Origin of the sequence: Bacillus sp. XF8 (assembly GCF_017498755.1) — a bacterium.
Classification (GTDB): domain Bacteria; phylum Bacillota; class Bacilli; order Bacillales; family Bacillaceae_G; genus Bacillus_A; species Bacillus_A bingmayongensis.
Genome location: NZ_JAGDQK010000041.1, coordinates 1 through 20995, shown reverse-complemented (window position 1 = coordinate 20995; position 20995 = coordinate 1). Strand labels below are relative to the sequence as shown.

22 protein-coding genes and 3 pseudogenes are annotated in these 20995 nt (G+C 34.8%); 14 read left to right on the top strand and 11 right to left on the bottom strand.

The window, feature by feature from the left end:
• Window positions 1-91 precede the first annotated feature (91 nt).
• Window positions 92-304, bottom strand: a complete 213-nt coding sequence (locus J4P91_RS22885; RefSeq protein ID WP_017151619.1) for a hypothetical protein — start codon at window positions 302-304, stop codon at window positions 92-94.
• An 836-nt stretch (window positions 305-1140) separates the two neighbouring features.
• On the opposite strand from J4P91_RS22885, the gene J4P91_RS22880 reads away from it, so the two are divergent.
• Window positions 1141-1992 carry an MBL fold metallo-hydrolase gene (locus J4P91_RS22880; protein ID WP_207995943.1) on the top strand — a complete coding sequence of 284 codons (852 nt, stop codon included), beginning with the start codon at window positions 1141-1143 and terminating at the stop codon, window positions 1990-1992.
• Between the two features lie 373 nt (window positions 1993-2365).
• Here the strand turns inward: J4P91_RS22880 and J4P91_RS22875 are convergent, their stop codons facing one another.
• Window positions 2366-2539 carry a hypothetical protein gene (locus J4P91_RS22875; protein WP_207995942.1) on the bottom strand — a complete coding sequence of 58 codons (174 nt, stop codon included), beginning with the start codon at window positions 2537-2539 and terminating at the stop codon, window positions 2366-2368.
• Between the two features lie 259 nt (window positions 2540-2798).
• Between J4P91_RS22875 and J4P91_RS22870 the strand changes: the two genes are divergently transcribed.
• From J4P91_RS22870 to J4P91_RS22835, 8 genes are all read left to right on the top strand, one after another.
• Complete coding sequence (locus J4P91_RS22870; RefSeq protein ID WP_207995941.1) at window positions 2799-3728, top strand: AAA family ATPase; 930 nt, start codon at window positions 2799-2801, stop codon at window positions 3726-3728.
• Window positions 3725-4822, top strand: a complete 1098-nt coding sequence (locus tag J4P91_RS22865) for a DUF58 domain-containing protein (protein ID WP_207995940.1) — start codon at window positions 3725-3727, stop codon at window positions 4820-4822. Before J4P91_RS22870 ends, J4P91_RS22865 begins: the two co-directional genes overlap by 4 nt.
• 12 nt (window positions 4823-4834) lie before the next feature.
• Window positions 4835-5584: a hypothetical protein gene (locus J4P91_RS22860; RefSeq protein ID WP_207995939.1), complete on the top strand. Its 750-nt coding sequence runs from the start codon at window positions 4835-4837 to the stop codon at window positions 5582-5584.
• A gap of 90 nt (window positions 5585-5674) precedes the next feature.
• Window positions 5675-6427, top strand: a complete 753-nt coding sequence (aiiA, locus tag J4P91_RS22855; protein WP_207995938.1) for a quorum-quenching N-acyl homoserine lactonase AiiA — start codon at window positions 5675-5677, stop codon at window positions 6425-6427.
• Window positions 6428-6528: 101 nt separating this feature from the next.
• Window positions 6529-6900, top strand: coding sequence for a hypothetical protein (locus J4P91_RS22850; protein ID WP_207995937.1), 372 nt, complete (start codon window positions 6529-6531; stop codon window positions 6898-6900).
• Window positions 6901-7218: 318 nt separating this feature from the next.
• Window positions 7219-7941, top strand: a complete 723-nt coding sequence (locus J4P91_RS22845) for an SDR family NAD(P)-dependent oxidoreductase (RefSeq protein WP_207995936.1) — start codon at window positions 7219-7221, stop codon at window positions 7939-7941.
• Between the two features lie 335 nt (window positions 7942-8276).
• A complete protein-coding gene (locus J4P91_RS22840) occupies window positions 8277-8678 on the top strand; it encodes an Rrf2 family transcriptional regulator (RefSeq protein WP_017151631.1) in 402 nt (133 codons plus the stop codon).
• 141 nt (window positions 8679-8819) lie between these two features.
• Window positions 8820-9416 carry a class I SAM-dependent methyltransferase gene (locus tag J4P91_RS22835; protein ID WP_207995935.1) on the top strand — a complete coding sequence of 199 codons (597 nt, stop codon included), beginning with the start codon at window positions 8820-8822 and terminating at the stop codon, window positions 9414-9416.
• Between the two features lie 332 nt (window positions 9417-9748).
• Here J4P91_RS22835 and J4P91_RS22830 read toward each other — a convergent pair.
• Window positions 9749-9955 (bottom strand): annotated as a pseudogene (locus J4P91_RS22830) (IS4 family transposase); the annotation flags it as partial.
• 332 nt (window positions 9956-10287) lie between these two features.
• On the opposite strand from J4P91_RS22830, the pseudogene J4P91_RS29920 reads away from it, so the two are divergent.
• A pseudogene (locus J4P91_RS29920) lies at window positions 10288-10362 on the top strand (IS6 family transposase); the annotation flags it as partial.
• A 166-nt stretch (window positions 10363-10528) separates the two neighbouring features.
• Here the strand turns inward: J4P91_RS29920 and J4P91_RS22825 are convergent.
• The 5 genes from J4P91_RS22825 to J4P91_RS22805 all read right to left on the bottom strand — a co-directional run bounded on the left by J4P91_RS22825 (window position 10529) and on the right by J4P91_RS22805 (window position 15222).
• A complete protein-coding gene (locus J4P91_RS22825) occupies window positions 10529-12364 on the bottom strand; it encodes an amidohydrolase (RefSeq protein ID WP_207995934.1) in 1836 nt (611 codons plus the stop codon).
• Window positions 12365-12377: 13 nt separating this feature from the next.
• On the bottom strand, window positions 12378-12971 hold the full coding sequence (locus J4P91_RS22820; protein ID WP_207995933.1) for an antibiotic biosynthesis monooxygenase: 594 nt from the start codon (window positions 12969-12971) through the stop codon (window positions 12378-12380).
• Window positions 12968-13612 carry a hydrolase gene (locus J4P91_RS22815; RefSeq protein ID WP_017151636.1) on the bottom strand — a complete coding sequence of 215 codons (645 nt, stop codon included), beginning with the start codon at window positions 13610-13612 and terminating at the stop codon, window positions 12968-12970. The genes J4P91_RS22820 and J4P91_RS22815 overlap by 4 nt, the downstream gene beginning before the upstream one ends.
• A 201-nt stretch (window positions 13613-13813) precedes the next feature.
• The gene (ycaC, locus tag J4P91_RS22810; RefSeq protein WP_017151637.1) at window positions 13814-14458 is read right to left on the bottom strand and encodes an isochorismate family cysteine hydrolase YcaC; all 645 of its coding nucleotides are present in this window, start codon (window positions 14456-14458) and stop codon (window positions 13814-13816) included.
• Window positions 14459-14664: 206 nt separating this feature from the next.
• Window positions 14665-15222 (bottom strand): NADPH-dependent FMN reductase, encoded by a 558-nt coding sequence (locus J4P91_RS22805; RefSeq protein WP_017151638.1) that lies wholly within the window; start codon window positions 15220-15222, stop codon window positions 14665-14667.
• Window positions 15223-15486: 264 nt separating this feature from the next.
• On the opposite strand from J4P91_RS22805, the gene J4P91_RS22800 reads away from it, so the two are divergent.
• The 3 genes from J4P91_RS22800 to J4P91_RS22790 all read left to right on the top strand — a co-directional run bounded on the left by J4P91_RS22800 (window position 15487) and on the right by J4P91_RS22790 (window position 18606).
• Window positions 15487-16578 carry a low temperature requirement protein A gene (locus tag J4P91_RS22800; protein ID WP_207995932.1) on the top strand — a complete coding sequence of 364 codons (1092 nt, stop codon included), beginning with the start codon at window positions 15487-15489 and terminating at the stop codon, window positions 16576-16578.
• A gap of 117 nt (window positions 16579-16695) precedes the next feature.
• Window positions 16696-17142: a MarR family winged helix-turn-helix transcriptional regulator gene (locus J4P91_RS22795; RefSeq protein ID WP_017151640.1), complete on the top strand. Its 447-nt coding sequence runs from the start codon at window positions 16696-16698 to the stop codon at window positions 17140-17142.
• Window positions 17143-17769: 627 nt separating this feature from the next.
• Window positions 17770-18606 (top strand): alpha/beta fold hydrolase, encoded by an 837-nt coding sequence (locus tag J4P91_RS22790; protein ID WP_017151641.1) that lies wholly within the window; start codon window positions 17770-17772, stop codon window positions 18604-18606.
• A gap of 467 nt (window positions 18607-19073) precedes the next feature.
• On the opposite strand, the gene J4P91_RS29080 is transcribed toward J4P91_RS22790, so the two are convergent.
• A complete protein-coding gene (locus tag J4P91_RS29080) occupies window positions 19074-19286 on the bottom strand; it encodes a hypothetical protein (RefSeq protein WP_243763976.1) in 213 nt (70 codons plus the stop codon).
• Window positions 19287-19304: 18 nt separating this feature from the next.
• Entirely contained in the window at window positions 19305-19661 is a 357-nt protein-coding gene (locus tag J4P91_RS29075; RefSeq protein ID WP_243763975.1) for a hypothetical protein, read from the bottom strand.
• Between the two features lie 193 nt (window positions 19662-19854).
• Between J4P91_RS29075 and J4P91_RS29070 the strand changes: the two are divergent.
• Window positions 19855-19983 (top strand): annotated as a pseudogene (locus J4P91_RS29070) (dUTP diphosphatase); the annotation flags it as partial.
• A 60-nt stretch (window positions 19984-20043) separates the two neighbouring features.
• On the opposite strand, the gene J4P91_RS22780 reads toward J4P91_RS29070, so the two are convergent.
• Entirely contained in the window at window positions 20044-20574 is a 531-nt protein-coding gene (locus J4P91_RS22780) for a GNAT family N-acetyltransferase (protein ID WP_207995931.1), read from the bottom strand.
• Between the last annotated feature and the right edge of the window lie 421 nt (window positions 20575-20995).

Genomic DNA, 20995 nt, shown 5'->3' with positions numbered 1-20995 from the left:
ATAGGATGGAGACTTCTTAGCTAAAGTTAGTTAAAGAAAGGCTGGTAAAAGACCAGCCTTTCTTATATACGTATTTAAACAATTTTGTTTTTTAACAACATTTCTCTTTCATTGCTTTCATCATAGACATAGTAGAATTCATCATTGCATCGCATTCTTGCATTTTATTCATCATAGCTTTATCCATTTCTACATCCATTTGCATCATATTGTTCATCATCATTTTCATACATTTCATTTCACACATCATTTTTTCCATAGACATCATCATGTTTGTTGTTCCTACCATCATTGTTTTTTCCATTTTAACATCCTCCTAAAATTTTTATATCTTGCAAATATAGGAATTCGTTTCCGTTTTACAAATACCTCTAGATGTAGTGTTGTTAAATATTTAGAAAGAATTTTCTTGAAAATAAGAAAATGAGTTTTTAAGAGATGATGTTCAAATTAGAGATGAACGAATTGAGGAACTTGAGAAGAAATTACATGAACTAAAAAGAGCAGCTAGCAATAGCTAACTGCTCATCTCCAAGGGGGAGGAGAAAGATTATTGTATCTATATTATTGACGGAATATTGAGGTTTATTCTGGATTTGAGTCAATATTTTGGACACAAAAAAATTAGATCTAAGCGACTTCTTTAGCTAGGTTTTCTATTGCTTGAGGAGTTTTATAACCAATGCTACTATGAATTCGCTTGCGGTTATAAAATCCCTCGATGTATGCGTTTTTTTATAGTAAAACAAGAAATTTTAATATCTTTTTGAATTTCTAGTGAGGGGAATTTTTTCAGCAGATATAGATGCAGAATAAAAATGGAGGAAGGAGATGATATGTTGTTAAAAAACGTATAAAGGATATGCAAAATAAAGACTATATTTTGCTAACATAAAATCAAAGTACCACAAAACCTTTCAAAGTTCCTTCAGAAGTACAGAAGGAGCTTTCCATTCACATAATCAGCGTTCTAGGAATAAAACAAATTCTCAAAAAAGTCTTTCTTTCTATCTACCTCTTTATGTAAAATTATAGTTGTTCTTTAAGTAAAGAGCTTGTTCGTAATTAAGACATTATAGAGAATGCAACTATTTTATCTATAATAAGGCATAATAAAAAATCAGTAAGGGGAACAAAAAATTGCAGAAACTAAAGAGAATATCTAATCGAGTTTTATACTTACCACCGTATCAAGAAACAGATCGTCCTATTCTAGCTGCTGTTAAAGGGGAAGAAAAGACACTATTAATTGATGCTGGAAATTCTTCGAAACATGCTAGATTATTTTTGGAACAATTAGATACATATGATGTTAAAGGAGAATGGCTTATACTTACACATTCCGACTGGGATCATATATTTGGAATGCATGAGATGCAAATGCCAATTATTTCTCATTATAAAACTTATAACAAAATTAAACAGTTACAGAATTTATCGTGGGAAGATAAATATTTAGACCAACGTGTTCAAGAGGGTCTAGAAATTCCATTTTGTGCGGATGCAATAAAGAAAGAGCTAGGAAATCAGAGGGAGATTATCCTCCCATTACCTGATATTACATTCGATAAGAAAATGACTTTGAATCTAGGAGGGGTCACGTGTGTAATTGAACATGTAGGTGGAGATCACGCTGATGATTCTACTGTCATTTATATTCAGGAAGAAAAAGTTCTTTTTCTAGGAGATTGTATGTATGCAAATCTCTACTCAAAGAAGTGGAGTTATACGATAAAGAATACACTCCAGTTAATTGAACAAATTGAGAAATACGATGCAGAAATTTTTGTTTTATCCCATCATGAAGCTCCATTAACTAAAGAAGAGTTTCAATTAGAACTTAAATTCTTAAAAACTACAGCATTGCTTACAAAAAAGTATGAAGGAAGCTCAGAGGCAATAGTTAAAGAAATGTCTAAGTCTTTACAGAGAAGTTTAACTGAAGATGAAATTGAGACCATCACTTTTTTTGTTAATGGATTTTCGGAATAACAAAGTTAATAATGTTTCAAGAGGGGAACTATAGATTAGTACCTATTTTTATATTGCTGTATTAAATTGGGGATTTAAGGTGAATCGAAATGTTATAAAGTAAAATATGTTTACCATCATACGTAAATTTAAAGTTATCAGGCTTAAGTGCAAAAAGAAGTAAGTATTATGCTGCTAGGGGATGCATATCAGTGTTATGAACGCTGGTATTGCAGCCCTTTTTTGTTTTGCTAAATTACAGATAAGTGTTCTCTGTCCTAGCCGTTGTTTTTACCGCTCATCCCGGGATGAAGTACAATACTGAGGTCAATACGTTTATAATTACCTTTAAATAAACAAGGCTTGTTTTATATAATACCCCTAAGGTTTATTCTTATTTTTTTTGTTTCTTTTCGCCTTCTTCTATATTCCATTCATCGCCCCAGTAAATTGAAATACCATCGCCATCCTGCATGTTTACATCTTCCGTGGCGTTCAGCTCATTCGTGTGTTGAATTTTTTTTGGTGCTAATTCTTTTTTTGAACTATTTGGCTTATTAGTAGACATATGTATCTCTCCTCATTAAATTAATAGTTACTACATACTGGTAGTATTTCTATTTTGCGAAGGTTTATACCGTTCTTGTTTCTGGATGTTTGACCGTACAAGTTGATAATTACACTTTATTGATTATTTGTAAAAAAGAGGATAATTAGAATTGAAAGGTTTAAATCTTTTATTTTCCAGTTTATAGAAAATAACTGGTGTGCTAAAATGTTATAAAAAAGTCAGAAAAATCTAAAAATAAGAAAGGTGAATGCGCTGTATGTCTATATTAGAGAAAATTAAAGAAAATGTTTCAAAAGTCATTGTAGGAAAGGAAGAGGTAATTGATTTAGCGATGATTGCGCTAGTTGCAAATGGACATGTCCTATTAGAAGACGTGCCAGGAACAGGAAAAACAACGCTTGCAAAAACACTTGCGAAAAGTATTGATGGAGCTTTTCAGCGTATACAGTTTACTTCTGATACATTGCCTGGTGATGTAGTAGGATTAGAATATTTTGATATGAAAGAAAGTGATTTTAAAACAAGAAAGGGTCCTATTTTTGCAAATCTAGTGTTAGTAGATGAAATTAACAGGGCTGTTCCACGGACGCAATCAGCGTTGTTGGAGGTAATGGAGGAACGGACAGTAACAATTGCAGGGGTAACACATGTATTACCAAGCCCATTTATTGTATTGGCGACGCAGAATCCGTTAGAGTCGGCAGGGACATTTACGCTTCCAGATGCGCAATTAGATCGTTTTCTATTAACGATTCGCCAAGGGTACCCAAATCGTACATATGAAAAAGAAATGTTAAAACGATTTAAAGAGAACAATCCATTTAACGATTTACAAAGTGTCGTAACTCTCTCTGACATATTGGAGTTACAAGAGCAATCGAAAAAGATTCATATACATGATGAGGTGGAAGAATATTTGCTTGATATTGTAGAAGCGACGCGAAAGCATGATCTAGTAGAAATAGGGGTGAGTCCACGGGGGTCTTTAGCTTTTATGAGGGTAGTTCAAGCAAGGGCTTTATTAAAGGGGCGGGAATATGTAACTCCTGATGATTTGAAAGCTTTGGCATCTCCGGTTTGTGCACACAGATTAACATTAACAATTGAAGGGGATATGAAAACAACAAAAGTAGATGTACTGCAAGGGATTTTAGAAAAAATTGCAGTTCCAGTGGAAAGTGTATGAACGAAATCATAAAAAGGAAACATCCGTTGTTGGAGCCTCTCTTTATAGGCGGAATTGGCGTTATTTGTCTTATACTTGTCGTATTTACAAATCAATTTTTCATTGCGGCGATTTTTTTGTTTTATTTGTTGCTAGTTGGATTTATATACACGTATATGAAAGCAATCATAAAAGTGAGATGGGAGATTTATCAAAATCAAAAGAGACTATTTATGAACGAAAGAGGAGAGTGTGTGGTGCAAATTATAAATGAAGCACGTTTTCCAATTTTTAAAGCAGCTCTTCAGTTTCGTTCTGATGAACAAATAGAGTGGGAAACGAATCAGAAGATGCAGCGTTCGCATCACTCTTATCAAATCCCTCTCCAATTAGAAGGAAGAGATATGATAACAATTACGTTAGAAGGGAATGCACATGAAAGAGGAAGGCAAGGGTGGCAAGCGGCGGATCTGATGATATCAGATCCATTCGGCCTTTTAACTTATTACTTGCCTATTGAACAAAAGAAACTCCCTGAATTTCATATTCTTCCGCAAATGTCTAAAGTAACGCTACCGGAAATGACAACATGGAAACATGGGTTTCGAAGGGCGGCTGTTTCTCCGTTATATGATGAAACGAAAATAGTAGGTGTGAAAGAGTATGAAGGGGAATCTTTTCGTTCTATTCATTGGGGAGCTACTGCGAAAACTGGGGTAATAAGTGCGAAAAAGTATGAATATACACAAGGCGATCGGTATGCGTTGTATGTAAATTTATTAGGTAAAACAGGATATACGCTTCGTACGGATATGGAATATTTAATTCAAGTTGCTGCTGGTGTATGTCGGGAATTAATTTCACAAGATTGCTCGTTCGAATTATGGATAAATGGAGTACGGGAACAAGGCGTTATTCACTTAAATGGCGGAAAGCACCGAAAACAACTTTATAAAGCAATGGATCTTTTGTCCTCGTTAACCGAAAAGGATACACCGCTTAATACTCATTTCTTCTATCAAACAGGATTCCGAAGACAAGAAGCAGGATGTATTCCATTAATTATTGGATACCCACCTGAAAAACAAAAAGGCTGGGTGCAAATTGTGAAGTAAAGGAAGGGGACTATGGAAAAATTGAAATGGGGATCGCGTGTTATATTTTGTTTCTTGGCTATTGGTCTTTGCTTTATATTAGCAATTGGAATAATGAAGGGCGCTTTTTTCGTAAAGGAAAAGGTAATAGATTCTTCTCAATCAAAGGTAGGAGAGGATGGACCACAAACACCGAAAAAAGGAAAATTTATAGGAGGAGAAAAGGTAATTCCACCAGAGAGGGATTCAGAAGTATTATATGAAATTGAAGATTCGCTAGATTTTAAGAAAGATGGATATTATCAGAAAGGGGATTTCAAAAGAACCCCTCGAGATAGAAAGGTGCCAAATGGTGGCGAAGAGTTTTTAGGAGTTAACAATGGAAATATATTTATACAAATTGGCATTTTTGTTTTAGTAATTTTATTCGTGTTTTTCATCTTTCACCGTATGCGGAATAAGAAGCAGATGGTTCATAATATCGATTTGAAACAAAAAAAAATACGAAAAGTTGAGGGGAATGCAGAACAAGAAGAGCAAGACAGTTTCATACTTCCAGCAGAAGAGGTAAGAGCAATGCTAATCAAATGGGAAATGACATTACCGAAGTTTGAAAAGAGAAGATTACAAGAGACGGTTCAACAATGGTTTTCTCGTATTCGTAAAAACGATAATATTATTCCAATTTATGAGAAAGTGAGATATGGGGAAGGAACTGCTTCAAATGAGGAATTACAGATGATGCGGAGATGGATAAGTGAACATGTAAAGAAAAGTTTATAGTGAAAAAAGAGATAGAAGGAGAAAGTTTGTTATTAGCGGAAGTATTACTGTATTGTTTCATCCAAACTGATATGAGAAGGTGGATATAGAATGACCGTTAAAAAACTTTACTTTTTACCAGCTGGCCGCTGTATGTTGGACCATTCTTCTGTTAATAGTACGCTTACTCCTGGTAAACTTTTGAATTTACCGGTATGGTGCTATCTGCTGGAAACGACAGAAGGTCCAATTTTAATAGATACAGGGATGCCAGAAAGCGCAGTAGATAATGAAGATCTTTTTAAGGGAACGTTTGTTGAAGGGCAAATTCTTCCTAAAATGAAGCCGGATGATAGAATTGTAAATATTTTAAAACGAATAGGTTATGCGCCAGAAAATCTTCTTTGTGTTATTAGCTCTCATTTGCATTTTGACCATGCTGGAGGGAATGGAAGCTTTGCCCATACACCTATTATTGTGCAACGAACTGAACATGATGCTGCTTTACATAGAGAAGAGTATTTAACGGAATGCATATTACCAGGGTTGAACTATCAAATAATTGAGGGAGATTATGAAGTAATGCCAGGTGTTCAGTTGCTCTATACGCCGGGACATTCCCCAGGGCATCAATCAGTATTCGTTAAAACGGAAAAGTCAGGTTCGATTTTGCTAACAATTGATGCATCTTACACACAGGAAAACTTTGAGCAGGGTGTTCCATTTGCAGGATTTGATTCAGAAATGGCCACAAGGTCTATCAAACGATTAAAAGAAATTGTTTTGGATGAAAAACCAATCGTTTTCTTTGGGCATGATATGGAACAAGAGAAAAGTTGTAAAACATTCCCTGAATTTTTATAATGTACTCATTTTGTAGAAATAAAAATAATATAATTACACCTTTTTTCATATTGATTTATGGAGATATAATATCCTAATAAAATCTAAAAAAGGTGGAAGGTATGAAGAAAATCATAATGCTGTTTAGTATAATGATATGTTTTTTGGCGTTAAGTGGGTGTGATCGCACATATTCATATGCTGGAGAAAGTAAGCATTGGAAAGGAAAATATGTTATCTCACAAACAGATGATAGCGAATTTGGAGAAGGTTCAATTACTTATAAAGGAAAAGAAAGGGAAAACATCAATGAAGCAAAATGGAAAGTTGAGAATAGTAGTGGCAAACAAGAAGGAACAGGATTTATTGATAGAGGCATAATTCTATTGAAATCATCATGTTCAGGTTGTGCAGTACAGGATAAGGAAGAAGTGTTTTTGATTACAATTGAATGGGATGGAAAGAAAGAGACTTTTGAAATGAGATACAAGTAGTTACATTCCCCTGCATAAGGAGGGAAATGTCGGTTAAAAAGAGATGAATCGGGATTTCTTATCTAATAAACCGCTTTAATCCAGATGATTAATTATTATTTTTCAAATTTGATGGTACGCTCTGTTTGCTATTTTTCATTATTCGTAATCTATAATAATCAAACTTTGTTTTAAACTAACATTTCAATAAAGTGAAACTTTAATCAGTGGGGGCATCCCCCACTTAACTTCTGTGCTTTCACTGAATTTTGAGGTGGGAATCTTACTGCCCATAAATAGCGAGGTAAATTACTTTAGTTGTTGAGAAGGGGTGATTGGATGAGTAAGAATTTTATTATATTTGGAGCAAGCCAAGGGTTAGGCGATGCATTTGTAAAAGGCTTGCCCGCCAAGGGAGATACAGTATGGGTGGTGTCACGCACACGACCGAGTAGTTTAGATATAAATGATGGTGTAAATCGTAAATGGCTCACTATTGATTTATCTAGTCAACAACAAATTCCTTCTTTAAAAGAAACGTTAAAAGATATTGCTATTGATGTATTAATTTACAATGTCGGAGTGTGGGAAAAGCGTGGCTTCGAAGATGACTATACGTTTGATAAGGATGAAGTTGAAGATATTTCGAACTTAATCAATATTAATTTAACGTCCACAATTACTTATATACAGGCGCTTTTACCTAATTTAAGACAGGCGAAAAACGGAAAGATTATTTTAATTGGTTCAACAGCAGGTTTAGATCATACGAATAATGCACAAGTTTCGTTTGTCACATCTAAATTTGGCTTACGTGGTATTACAAATGCTTTGCGTGAGCATGTAAGAAAAGATAAAATCTCTGTAACGTGTATTAATCCAGGAGAGCTTGCTGCTGAAGTACCTTATGAAGAAGGTGCAGAAAAGGCAATTATGTTGTATGGAGGGACACGTATCCCTGTACAAGACATTGTAGCCATTGTCCAATGCGTTATGAATTTATCGCCTGTTTCATGTGTAAAGGAAATTAATATTCCTGCTATAACAGACTTAAATGCATGAATCTGAAAACTATTTATCTATAATTGGTGTACCGCCACTTAGCTTTCAAGCTCGTAAATATAAATTTTTAAAGCAGCTTTGAGACTTACTATGGACTATAATAAGAATGATGTAAATGGAAAAATCTCTTCAGACTTTTTGATATTAGGGAGTTAGTTGGATTTCACATTCAAAAAAATTTTTGTACAATTCCTTAGAATTAATTGTTGCTTAAGTTGAACTAGAAACTTCTTTTAAAGGGTTTGTGGAGAGTTGTTGAAAAACAAATGTTTGACATAGCAAAAAAATACAGTTATTGTAGATATATAAAGTCTTTAATAGGGGGGTCACACATTATGAAGTATTCTAAAGCTACAAATTATGCCCTTCACACAATGCTTTTTCTTGCAAAAGCTACACCAAATAAACTTGTTAGCGTTCACCAATTAGCAGAGATGCAAAAAGTTTCACCTACGTATTTATCCAAAATATTAACTAAGTTGACGAAGGAAGGAATGATTCATTCATCTTCAGGCCCAAATGGAGGATATTCACTGAGTAATAAATGGGAAGATATCTCATTTTTAGATATTATACATGCAATTGAAGGTAAAACATCACTGTTTGAATGCTGTTTACACCATGAACCGGGATGTTTGATAAATGAAGTAATGCTTTTAGCAGAGAAAAAAATGGAAGAAGAGCTAAGAAATCAAAAAATATCAGATCTTGCTAAGAGAATAACTGCGGATTTTTGATCCGCTGTTATTTTTTAAGATAATTAAAGATAATGAAACTCTTTAATATCTCTGATGGAAGGGAGAGATACCTATTTTGTTGTAATATGCTTAACACTATAAATCGGTATAATGATAACTTAATAATGGGAGGCTAATAACATGCAAAATATATGGAATGAGCGATTTAATTCGGAGGGATATTGGTATGGAGAAGAACCTAATATGTTTATTCAACAACAAGCATTCCGCTTAGAGAAATCTCAAAAAGTGATAGCATTTGCAGAAGGAGAAGGTAGAAATGCCGTTTTTTTAGCAAAGAGAGGACATGAAGTTATGGCAATTGACTATGCGGAGAGTGGTTTACAAAAAACAAAAAGGTTAGCTCAAAAGTATAACGTTGACGTGCATACAAAAAAGGTAGATTTACTGGTAGATAGTGTACCAGCCGAAAAATATGATGCTGCAATAATGATATTTGGACATTTTCATACCGATCATCAAAAAATGGTATTTGATAAAATAAAAAATACAATAAAGCCTGGCGGGATTATTGTGATTGAAGTCTACTCTAAAAATCAACTGAATTACGGTACGGGCGGGCCAAAAGAGATTGATATGCTTTATGAACCAATTGATATCCTTACTTGGTGTGAAGGGCATGAGGTCATTCACTTCTTCTATGGAGAACAAGAGCGAGTAGAAGGGAATGCGCACACTGGTTTAGCACATGTCATTCAACTTGTATTTAGAAAATAAGATAACGGAAATAGTTTTGGGGAAAAGATTACGTTACTATTGTCAGTTATAGGCATTAACGAGCGAAGTAAAAAGAGTAAAATTTGAAATTTTAGTTCAATAAAACAATATAAGAAAGTCGGTTCCTTAGCGTACAAGAATCCGACTTTTTTATGGTAAAAATATGCTTAGTGTACAAAATTCCCGAAATGTTGGTGCTACCCCATGCCCATCAACCTAAGATTATATAAGTTTAATTTCACGTGAGATTTCTTCTTTTTTCTAAAGATCTAGTATAAGTTTTTTAAAGATTTGCATACCAAATAAACCCTATCGGGTTTCAATTTTTTGGATTACGCTACATGATTGTAAGACATAGAAAAGTTATATACGACGCCTAAGATATCAAAGACTGTTTTTTTCTCATACCTATGGGATTTTCGTCCGTTTTTTTGTAAGAGATTGAATAGACGAAACAATATCTTTGTTAATTCTTGGGTTTCTTTTTGTAAAGATTGATAAATAAGTAGGAAATAATCTTTTATGATATAAATCTCAGGAATTTCATATGTTTCACCTGACTGTAATTGGTCAATAAATTGCGCCATATCTAATTGGATGTACTCAGAATGCTTTTTTATTGTTCCATTTTGAAAGTATTCAGGTTCTTTATTCTTCTGATATATACGTGTATTTTTCGTTTAACAAATCCTACATTTCTAGCTAATTGCTCTAAAGCATCAGGTGACATATATCGTTGCAACTCTTTAGAAAACAATTCTAGTTCATCAAAAATTGATAAGTTCATATCAAAAACACCATCCTTTCCTATGATTCTACAAAAAGAATAGCGTATTCTTTCATTTGATGGAAAGTTTGATTTGTTTTTTGACAGACTTTGCAAGGAGAGAAGTCTGTCAAAAAACAAATCAAGTTAATCAATCAACTTTTCGGTCTTACCGCATAGTAATAGATTCCGTTAGGAATACACTGATATTTCGAATCTACATATTATTTGCACCAGAACCCATATTACCATTATGATCTTAATACCATTACTATTTGGGTCCGTCCTCGGTCCCAAACCCTTATTGTAGAAAGAAAACCACCGGCATTAGACCGGTGGTTCTGACTTAGAAAGCAAAGCAAGTACAACCAATACCCCATTTAGTTCCATCTTTTCCTATTACGGTATGAGTGTGTTGATGGAGAGGGTTACTGCAACTATGTAACTTGTGATCATGGGCATCGTGAGAAAGTATATTGTGGGCTAGGTTAGCGCCACCATAACCATAAACTCCCGTCGGTGCCCAATCAGGTGATGCTGGCGGCAATTCAGGTGATAAATTTTTAAATTCATCATTTCCATAAACAACCTGCCCACCCATAATGGTGAGTAATGATTCAAGGTCTTTGATTTCTTCTTCTGGCACAGTAAAGTAGTCAGAAGACAATACAGCAATATCAGCAAACTGACCTACTGCAAGGGTTCCCTTTTTACCTTCATCACCAGAGAACCACGCACTTCCTTTGGAATATAGTTCCAGAGCTACTTTTCTGTCAAGTTTATTCTTTTCATCGTATATCGAAAGACCACCAATGGTTTTTCCGGCAACCATCCAGTAAAGAGCAACCCAAGGGTTATAGCTGGAAACCCTGGTTGCATCACTACCGGCGCCAACAGGTATACCCAGGTCTAGCATACGATAAATCGGAGGAGTACGCTTTGCAGCTTCCTTTCCGTATAAATCAACAAAGTATTCACCTTGGAAAGCCATGCGGTCTTGGATGGCAATACCGCCATTTAAAGCCTTAACACGTTCCATACTACGATCTGAGATTGTTTCTGCATGATCAAACCACCAGCGTAGACCATTAAAAGGAATTTCTCTGTTGACTTCCTCAAAAACATTTAAGAAACGTGTTATTGACTCGTCATAAGTTGCATGTAAACGGAATGGCCAACGGTTTTCCACCAATAGAGAAATTACTTTCTTTAAGTCAGCTTCCATCACCGTAGCTAGTTCGGGCCGCGGTATTTGAAATTTTTCAAAATCGGCTGCCGAGAATACTAACATTTCTCCGGCACCATTCATTTTATACTTATCATTTCCTTGACCCGGAGAAACAATTTTTGCCCATGAAGCAAAGTCTTCATATTCATGATTTGGATTTTGCGTAAATAGATTATACGCAATACGCAAAGTTAATTGATCCTTCTCGGCTAAATGTTCAACAACTTTGTAATCATCAGGATAATTTTGGAATCCACCACCTGCATCAATGGCACTTGTGATACCTAATCTATTTAATTCGCGCATAAAATGGCGAGTTGAGTTAATCTGGTCGTCAAAATTAAGTACTGGAGCTCTCCCCAAACTTGAATAAAGAATAGAAGCGTTAGGATTAGCAATTAAAAGACCCGTTGGATTACCTCGTTTATCCCGCTCAATTAAACAGCCTGGAGGGTCTGGGGTATCTTTTGTGTATCCCAGTGCACGCAGCCCTGCACGATTTACAAGTGCTCTATCGTAAAGATGTAGCACAAAGACAGGCGTGTCTTCAGAAACGGCATTAATCTCTTCCAAAGTTGGCATCCGTCTCTCTTTAAATTGAAATTCAGACCAACCTCCAACTACTCTTACCCACTGAGGAGCAGGTGTACGCCTTGCCTGCTCTTTAAGCATTTCCAAAGCAATAGCAAGTGATGGCACACCTTCCCAGCGTAATTCCATATTATAATGAAGACCTCCACGAATAACGTGTATATGAGAGTCATTCAGGCCTGGAATAGCTCTCTTTCTTTTAAGGTCTATTTTTTTTGTTTTTTCTGTGGCACTATCAAGAAGCTCATCTCCACCTACTGCAGTGACTAAACCATCAGTTATGGCGATAGCAGATACCTCAGGTTGAGATGGGTCAAGGGTAGTAATTTTTCCGTTATATAAGATCATATCCGGTAAATTCATGTTCACACCTCGTCTACTTCCTATTATTTTGTAACCATGGATGAAATATTTTACCGAAAATCGGCATGACTACCCATGATAGCAAGGACACTATACATACAGAAACAAAAAAAGCTGACATAATAGGATTCATATTTTTTATAATAGGTCCTATCACTTTAGGAACCAACATGCTAAGAGGCCATACACCAAGAACGGTAACAATAGACATTTTCCATTTTGGCGGTGGAACTGGCGTTTTCGGAGTAACAAACCAATAAGCCAAACTGCTTTCAGTTTTGTAAGTTGGATTAGTAGCTTGAAATTGTTCTGCCTTTTTTAACAAATCTCGACGAACATCTGATTCTTGCCAAGCACGTAGATGCTCATACGTATCAAAGCGAAAAATAACAGTATACTCTCTGGATCCGTTATTGGGGACTATTAGATTTACGCCTAAATGCCCTGGGAATTTAGTAGCGGCAGCTTCGATTTCATGTCTCCATGTTTCAAACTGTTTTTCTCTACCTTCTTGAATATCCCATGTAACAATCGTTGTTACTGGACCGCCAGCATCAATCGTGTTCCCTGTATGAGTTTCTCCGACAGCTACTCTTTCTTGTTTCATATTTTCCTGCTTGGAAGCGCGCCATGTACCATAGTATATGCGTATTCTACGCCTTGACCATAAGCGCCAGTATGTTCTTTTACAATTTCCATTACAGCATCATAAGTGTCTTTGCGTGCCCAGTCACGTTGGTATTCAAGTAAAACTTGAATTGCTGTCACTGGAATTGCTCCAGCTTGTTCTACACGACGCATAGCAGCGTTATGTGCTGTCAAACTAGTACCACCTGAAGCATCATCAACTGCATAAACTTCATAGCCAGCTTTAATTGCTTCAAGCACAGGGAATGCAAGGCAAACTTCAGTCCAAAGTGCTGCAAATATCAATTTCTTTCTACCTGTTGCTTTAACTGCCTCAACAAATTTTGAATCTTCCCAAGAGTTCATTGAACTACGTTCTATAATTTCATGGTTTGGGAATATGTCAAGAATTTGTGGCCAAAAATAACCAGAAAAGCTGCGTGTTTCAACTGTAGTAAGAATAGTAGGTACGTTAAAAGCTTTTGCTGATTTAGCAAGCAGCATAACGTTATTAATCAATGTTTGTCTGTCAATGCTTGCAACCCCAAAAGTCATTTGAGGCTGAAAATCGATCAAAATTAATGCACTGTTCTCCGGGGTTAACAATTCTAAATTACTCATAATAAAACACTCCTTTTTTTAAATTGTTTCAAATATATTTTTTTGAAAAAAATATATTTTCTGTTAATTTAAGCTGTAATCGTAAAAATAAAAGCTTTGCTATACTTCTTAATTTAAAAGGGAGCGCTGATTTAATCAGCGCTAAATTTATACTATCCACTTTTTAAAAAAGTGATTTATAGCTATTTCTTAGGAATAAATTTATGCATTTTGTTTACTAAGATCTCGCTGAGCTCCCATATAGCTTCCAATAATATTTTGATAACCTGGAAGATTACTAGCAAGTAAATTGCCAAAACCTTCGACATCGTTGCGCCAATCGCGTTGTAATTCGCACGCTACGCTAAACCAGTTCATAAGTTGCACGCCACTATGTGCCATACGCGTATTGGCAGCATCTGCAACTTGTTTACTGAAAGTTCCTGAAGCATCAGTAACAGCAAATACTTCATACCCAGCTTTTATAGCGGAAAGTGCTGGGAAAGCAACGCAAACATCCGTAACTACGCCTGCGATGATAAGTTGTTTTTTTCCAGTTTCTTCGATTGCTTTTACAAAATCATCATTATCCCATGCGTTAATTTGTCCAGGTCGAGCTATTTTTGGTGCGTGAGGAAAGAGATCAACCAATTCTTGCATTAAAGGTCCGTTAGGTCCGTGTTCAAAGCTTGTTGTTAAAATAACTGGTAAATCAAAAAACTTAGCAGTGTGAGCAAGAGCTAAAACATTGTTCTTGAATTCATCAACACCATAGTCGCGTACTAGTCCGGACATAAGGCCAGTTTGATGATCCACTAAAAGAACGACAGCATCATCTTTGTTAATACGAGAATAGAGATCAGACATTATGTATTCCTCCTAAAAATTAAGTAATCGAAGAAAGTTTAAACAGTGGAATATTATCATAAATTTCTTCGTTTGTTACAATCAATTTATGACTAAACTGATCGTTAATATTAATTTATCTATAAACTTATGACACGTCAATAATTTTCTTAAAAATCAGAAAAAGGATGCAAGGCTCATTTTTAAAAATTCTTGATCTTCTTTTATTAATCTAAAATAGGAGTTTTATCTATCCAATTTATAAATTGTTGTAAATAACGCTGAAGATAACGTTTTGTTTGTTCGTCAGTAAGAACTTTCTGATCGGAATCAATCTTTTCATGTACTTGGGAAATCAGAACTTTTTGAAATGGAAGAACATGGGCTTGCATGGCTTCTAGTATTTCTCTAATTTGCATTTGAGCATAAGCAGTACCTAATCCCCCAGGAGTTGCACCAATTAAACCAACCGGTTTTCTGCTAAGAACAGCAGATTCCCGAGGTCTTGATGCCCAGTCCAATGCATTCTTTAATACGCCTGGAATTCCATTATTGTACTCTGGACTTACAATAATGATACCGTCAACGTCCTGGATAGCAGATTTAAATGATGTCACTGTTTCTGGAACACTTATTTCTAAGTCTTCATTAAACAAAGGTAGATCATTTATCTCGATCCAATGAAATTGATGGGAATCATCCATCCCTGTTAATGATTGAGCAATGATTCGATTATAAGAGTTTTTTCGTAAACTACCACAAATAAGGCCTATGGTCTTAGTCATATATTTCCTCCTTTTTTATAAAATCAACCAATTATACCATGGTATACCAAACTAGTAGAAGTAGTTTTATGTATAATTTTCAAACTATTCAATTTAATGAAGTATTTACTACAAAAGGCCTAGGATGTAAGGATTTCTCATTAGTTTTCTTATTATTGGCTCGAGTGTTACAAGCTATGACAAATGGTCTTTGTCTATATTATTTTCTCTTCCAATTACTATATATTTTTAGCATACTATTAACTATAAGGAGGGAGTGCAGAAATGGAAGAAAAGAAAGTGACGTGGTTAGAACTCTTTTATGATTTGTTATTTGTGGCCGCGGTGACAGCTGCGACTCATGTTTTACTTCATGTTGAAGATGGTCAAATCCATGCAGAGTATTTAGTAAAGTTTGTCTTAATTTTTATTCCGATCTGGTGGGCTTGGGTAGGGCAAACCATATTTGTTAACCGGTTTGGAAAAGATTTATTTCATCAACGAATATTTTTGATCCTGCAAATGTTTTTTGTCCTAATAATGACATCAAGCTTATCAGCTGATTTTGATCCTTATTATCTCTCATTTTTAATTGGCTATATTGGCTTAAGGGCCGTGACTGCAATCCAATATCTTGTTGTCCAGCGTATAGAAGAGGGAGCTCGAAAAAAGGTGGCACTTTTTTTAGGAAGATATTTTTGGATTGGAATCGTTATTTCATTATTATCCATCTTTTTTGATTCTTGGATTCGATATGCTGCGTTGTATTTGGGAATTCTTATCGATATTATTGTTCCACTGCTTGGAAGAAAGTGTTTAGAAAAGGTTCCTACAAATACAGCCCACTTGTTAGAGAGATTTGGTCTATTTTCTATTATTCTCTTTGGGGAAGCTCTTATAAGCACTCTTGTGGTCATCCAACCTAAACAAGGAAATTGGGATTCAATAAGCTTTGCAATCATTTCATTTATACTCATTATTTCGATGTGGTGGCAATATTTCGATAACATGGAAAAGAAACTTGACAAGTCTATACAAACTTCTGGTCAAATTATTATTTACGGTCATCTGTTTATTTTAATGTCTTTGAGTATGGTTGCAGGATCCATCAGATTATTATTTTTACATGAGGTCTATTATTCTTTTATCTTATATTTTGTTTTTGGTTCTGCATTGCTCTATTTCCTATCAACTACAATTGTTTTTCATCAATACAGGTTTGAACAACACCGTTTAAAAATTTATCATTTATGCTTGTTTTTAGGGATTTTAGCAATCTTTTTTGTTTTTAATTTGATTGTAGTAGTACCAAATATTGTGATAATAGGACAATTAACCTTATTTTTTATCATCTATGCTAAATTAACAACTACATAAATAAAAGCATCAAACTATAATACTGGTTTACATGTATATATTGGTAACTTTTACATTTGGCATTAAATCTGTTTGTCCATAAATTGATTGTAACAAAATAAGAATGAGGTGATAATCATGAAGGAAAACATAACGGATCGCTCTTCAACTAAAAAAGAGGAACAACTAAGCTTATTGTTATGGTTCGGAATAACACGAGTATATAACCAAGGTAATCGAGAATCCAATCAACATTTAAAAAAATGGAATCTAACTGCAGCACAATTCGATATTTTAGTTCAAGTGGGTGCTCATGAACGATTGTCACAACAAGAACTAGCAAACAGGCTTTTTGTTACGAAAGGCAATATTACTCAACTGTTAAGTAAAATGGAAGAGTTGGGATTGATAAATCGGGAACAGGACTGGAAAACAAAATATCTTTCATTGACTGAGGAAGGAAAAGAGTTTTTTTATGAAGTTATTTGGAAACAAGAACAATTTCAAGCATCACAATTTTCCAACTTGACTTACAAGGAAAAAAAACAGCTTCTATGTTTACTTAGGAAAATTCAAAAACCATAGTAGGTAATCACATATTAGCACTAATGGTAAAAGCGCCTGTAAACTTAAAAGCATTTTTCAATTTCAGTTAATTGGCAAAAAGTAGTTTTGTTGCCAATTTATCTACTTCTCTGATTGAATAAAGGTGATTCTTTTTGCTACTTCCAATAGCAATACCTAATTCAAAATGGCTCCCTGGTAAAAAGCACAATAATCCGCCTCAACTATAGCTTTTTTCTCCTTCTGACCTATTTCAAATAAACAATCGGAAAGCATATACCATTAATACTCATTTTGATATCTAAAATGCTGGGCGATCCCCCTTTATTATCTTAATGTTTTTCGAAAGGCTAATAACCAACTTAATAATGGATATTGTCAATAATTTTCATGATTATGTTTTTAATAAAATTAGAGCTCCAATATTAATAGAAAATAATAAACTTCAGAAAAAGGAAATAACACCCTTTAAGTCGTATATACAATTAGCGACAATTTGGCGATGCTTTTTTTAGGTTAAATGTCTAACCAGAAATAAAAATAGGAGTGAAAATAAAATATTTTAAATGTTTTAGAGTAAAGAGTTTTTTTGATCAGAGAGGCAAGAATATAGGTTTAATAATTAAAATTCATGGGGAGGAAATTTATATGGCAAAAGTTACTGTAGGTAATGAAAATCAAGATCCAGTTGAACTCTATTATGAGGACCACGGTTCAGGGAAACCCGTTGTCTTAATACATGGTTGGCCTTTAAGTGGGCGCTCTTGGGAATATCAAGTACCAGCTCTTATTGAAGCAGGTTACAGAGTCATAACATATGATCGTCGAGGCTTTGGAAAATCATCTCAGCCGTGGGAAGGATATGAATATGATACCTTTACTTCTGATTTACATCAACTATTAGAACATTTAGATCTTCAGAATGTCACACTTGTTGGTTTTTCTATGGGTGGAGGTGAGGTAGCTCGATATATTAGTACGTATGGAACAGATCGTATTGAAAAGGCTGTTTTTGCTGGAGCAGTTCCTCCTTATTTATACAAATCAGAGGATCATCCTGAAGGGGCATTAGATGATGCAGCAATTGAAGAATTCAAAAGTGGCGTGATAAATGACCGCCTTGCATTTCTTGATGAATTTACTAAGGGATTTTTCGCGGCTGGTAATCGAACAGATTTAGTTAGTGAGCCATTTCGTTTATATAATCGGGATATTGCAGCTAGTGCATCACCTAAAGGAACGCTCGATTGTATTACTGCCTTTAGTAAGACAGATTTTAGAAATGACTTGGAAAAGTTCAATATACCTACTCTTATTATTCACGGTGACTCGGATGCAACTGTACCTTTTGAGTTAAGTGGAAAACGCACATATGATTCCATTCCTGGTAGTAAACTCGCTCTAATACAGGGTGGTCCTCATGGATTAAACGCAACTCATGCAAAAGAATTTAATGAAGCATTATTAACATTTTTAAAAGACTAATCTTTGAGGAACTACCGGAGGCGGTTCAACAGCAATATCAAGAATAATAACACGAATTTATCGATTAGGGTTTTCCAAAAAGAGTAGCGCTATGCTTAATCTTTGGGAAAACCTTCTTTACAGAGGGTTTTTTAGGTCTCTTAGGGGTATCGCCACAGCGCTATCAAGTTAAGAAATACATTCTTCCCCAAAACGAAAAAAATGAACTGAACTTCTATGGACAACTATGAAAGGATGAAATTTTCGTTTTGGGGATAATTCAAAATCTTAGGTTGATGGGCATGGGGTAGCACTACATCACCATCAAGCTAAGAAAAGCAAATACCCCCAAAGTGAAAATTTTATATCTCTATGGTTAATTAGATCTTAGTTATTTTAGAAACCCTAAGTTTCTTCAGTTCAAGATAGAAGCCCTTCTCAAAAAAAACAGAGAGTTCTTAAGATAAGCATCTTAAGAACTCTGTTTTTTAATTCAGCATGGAGAGCATAATTTTTTCTAATTCAGTTTTGTTTAAAATACTGCTGAAGATTACAATTTGATACGCGCTTTTCCCATCTTTTATCGAAACAATCATCTTCATTCCTTTTACATTACTATCACTGGACTTACCAAAGATCACTTGGTTCCCCCACAGCCTCTCCATACCTTTTACAAACTCTAGTTCATACTCTTCAAACATATGGAAACCTTTTCTATTCTAAGGATCTGCTTTCGTTCCTAGGACTTCTGATTGTTCGATGACGATTTGACCAGCGGCCCCATCTTCATATTCAGTTCTAACTACAGGTTTTGGTTTTCCTATTGTAATGTTTGAGTCAACCTGTTCTTTCATTGGATGGTATATTCTGGAATATAATTTGGTTTTTTTTATCGGAAAATCAACTAATTTTTGCACTTCTTCTATGGTAAATGTAAAATGTTTATAAATTTTCTTATAAAGAGAATTTGTTTCATTAACAAGCTCATCTACTCTTTTCTTATCCTCCGTACTCCAAAGGTTGTAGTAATCGTAACGTTTTTTATCTCCTTCTTGAATCACTGCTTTTTTCGCCATAGAAAGTTCCTCTTGTTTCAACTGTACAAACAGCTTAAATTCTTCTTTTGTTAAATATTTTTGAGCTACTGTAAATTCCTCATAGACTGTATCATATTCACCTACTAAGCTCTTGAAAATTGGATCATATTCATCTTTTAATTTTAGGTTTTCAGAGTATGATCCAGAACCATATGAAAGTACAAAATATGAAATTCTAAAAGGGGACCGTATTGCGCAAGGCGTTATAGCAGCTCATTTTGAAGAGGGGGACGAGTTATCGGAGAGTGAAAGAGGAAGAGGTGGGTTTGGATCAACTGGAGTGAAATATGTCCAAATTTGAGTTTTATTAAGAAATAAAAGGAGCCTATACTTCAATAGAGTATAGGCAGAGAGACTAAAATCAATCAGTTATTAATTTTGAATAGATATTTAAATCGATAAATTTCCCATTTGATTTTTCACTTTTTCTTAGAGTCCCTTCAAAAGCGAATTGTAATTTTTGTAACACTTTTATGGAGTTCACATTTTCAGGTTCAACTTTTGCTTCGACACGACATAGTTTCAGATGTGTAAAAGCATAATTTAATAAAGCGGAAATCGCTTCAGGGGCATATCCTTTGCCCCAAAATGCTTTCGAAATATCATAGCCAATCTCGGTCTTTGAGTTCTCGAAATCTAAGGAATTATAACCGCATGAGCCGATAATTTGATTAGATTCTTTTTCAATAATAGTAAAACGTAGAGCTTTATTACTTTGAGCGAGTTCATTGAGAAAATGAATCATATCTTTTGCTTGATTTTCATCAGTGAAATTACTTATATTCATGAATTTAGTAACATCAGGATCAGACCATATTTTAAACAAGCTTAATGAATCAGATTCTTTTATTTGTCTTAAATGCAATCTTTGTGTGTGTAGTTCTGTAATCAATACCTTTACCTCCATTATGTCGTTGTGATGGGTAGATTAAAAATATTGATATCTGCGCATAATTCAGTCCCTTCTTGCTTAGTTACCTTTTAGTATACAAGAAATAGAATGAGTAGCACATAGATAAAGTGGGACAAGAGGTAAACAATTAATTTATAAAGATATTAACGATTAAACAAAAGCGTTATTTGTGCGACACGTTTCCTCATAAGTGTGCAAACACGAAATAGGAGGGTTATCAATTTGATAACAACAACTGTTTGACTGAAAGTAGGAATGAAAGCCGTCAGGTTGAGCTGAAACTACTTATCTGATACTCCTACATGCAAGGCGTGATAGTAGTTACAAATTGTATGAAGCTAGGTGAAGTCGGCTGAACAAAACCTAAGTGAGAAATCATATGGTAATGGATAGGTCGGGA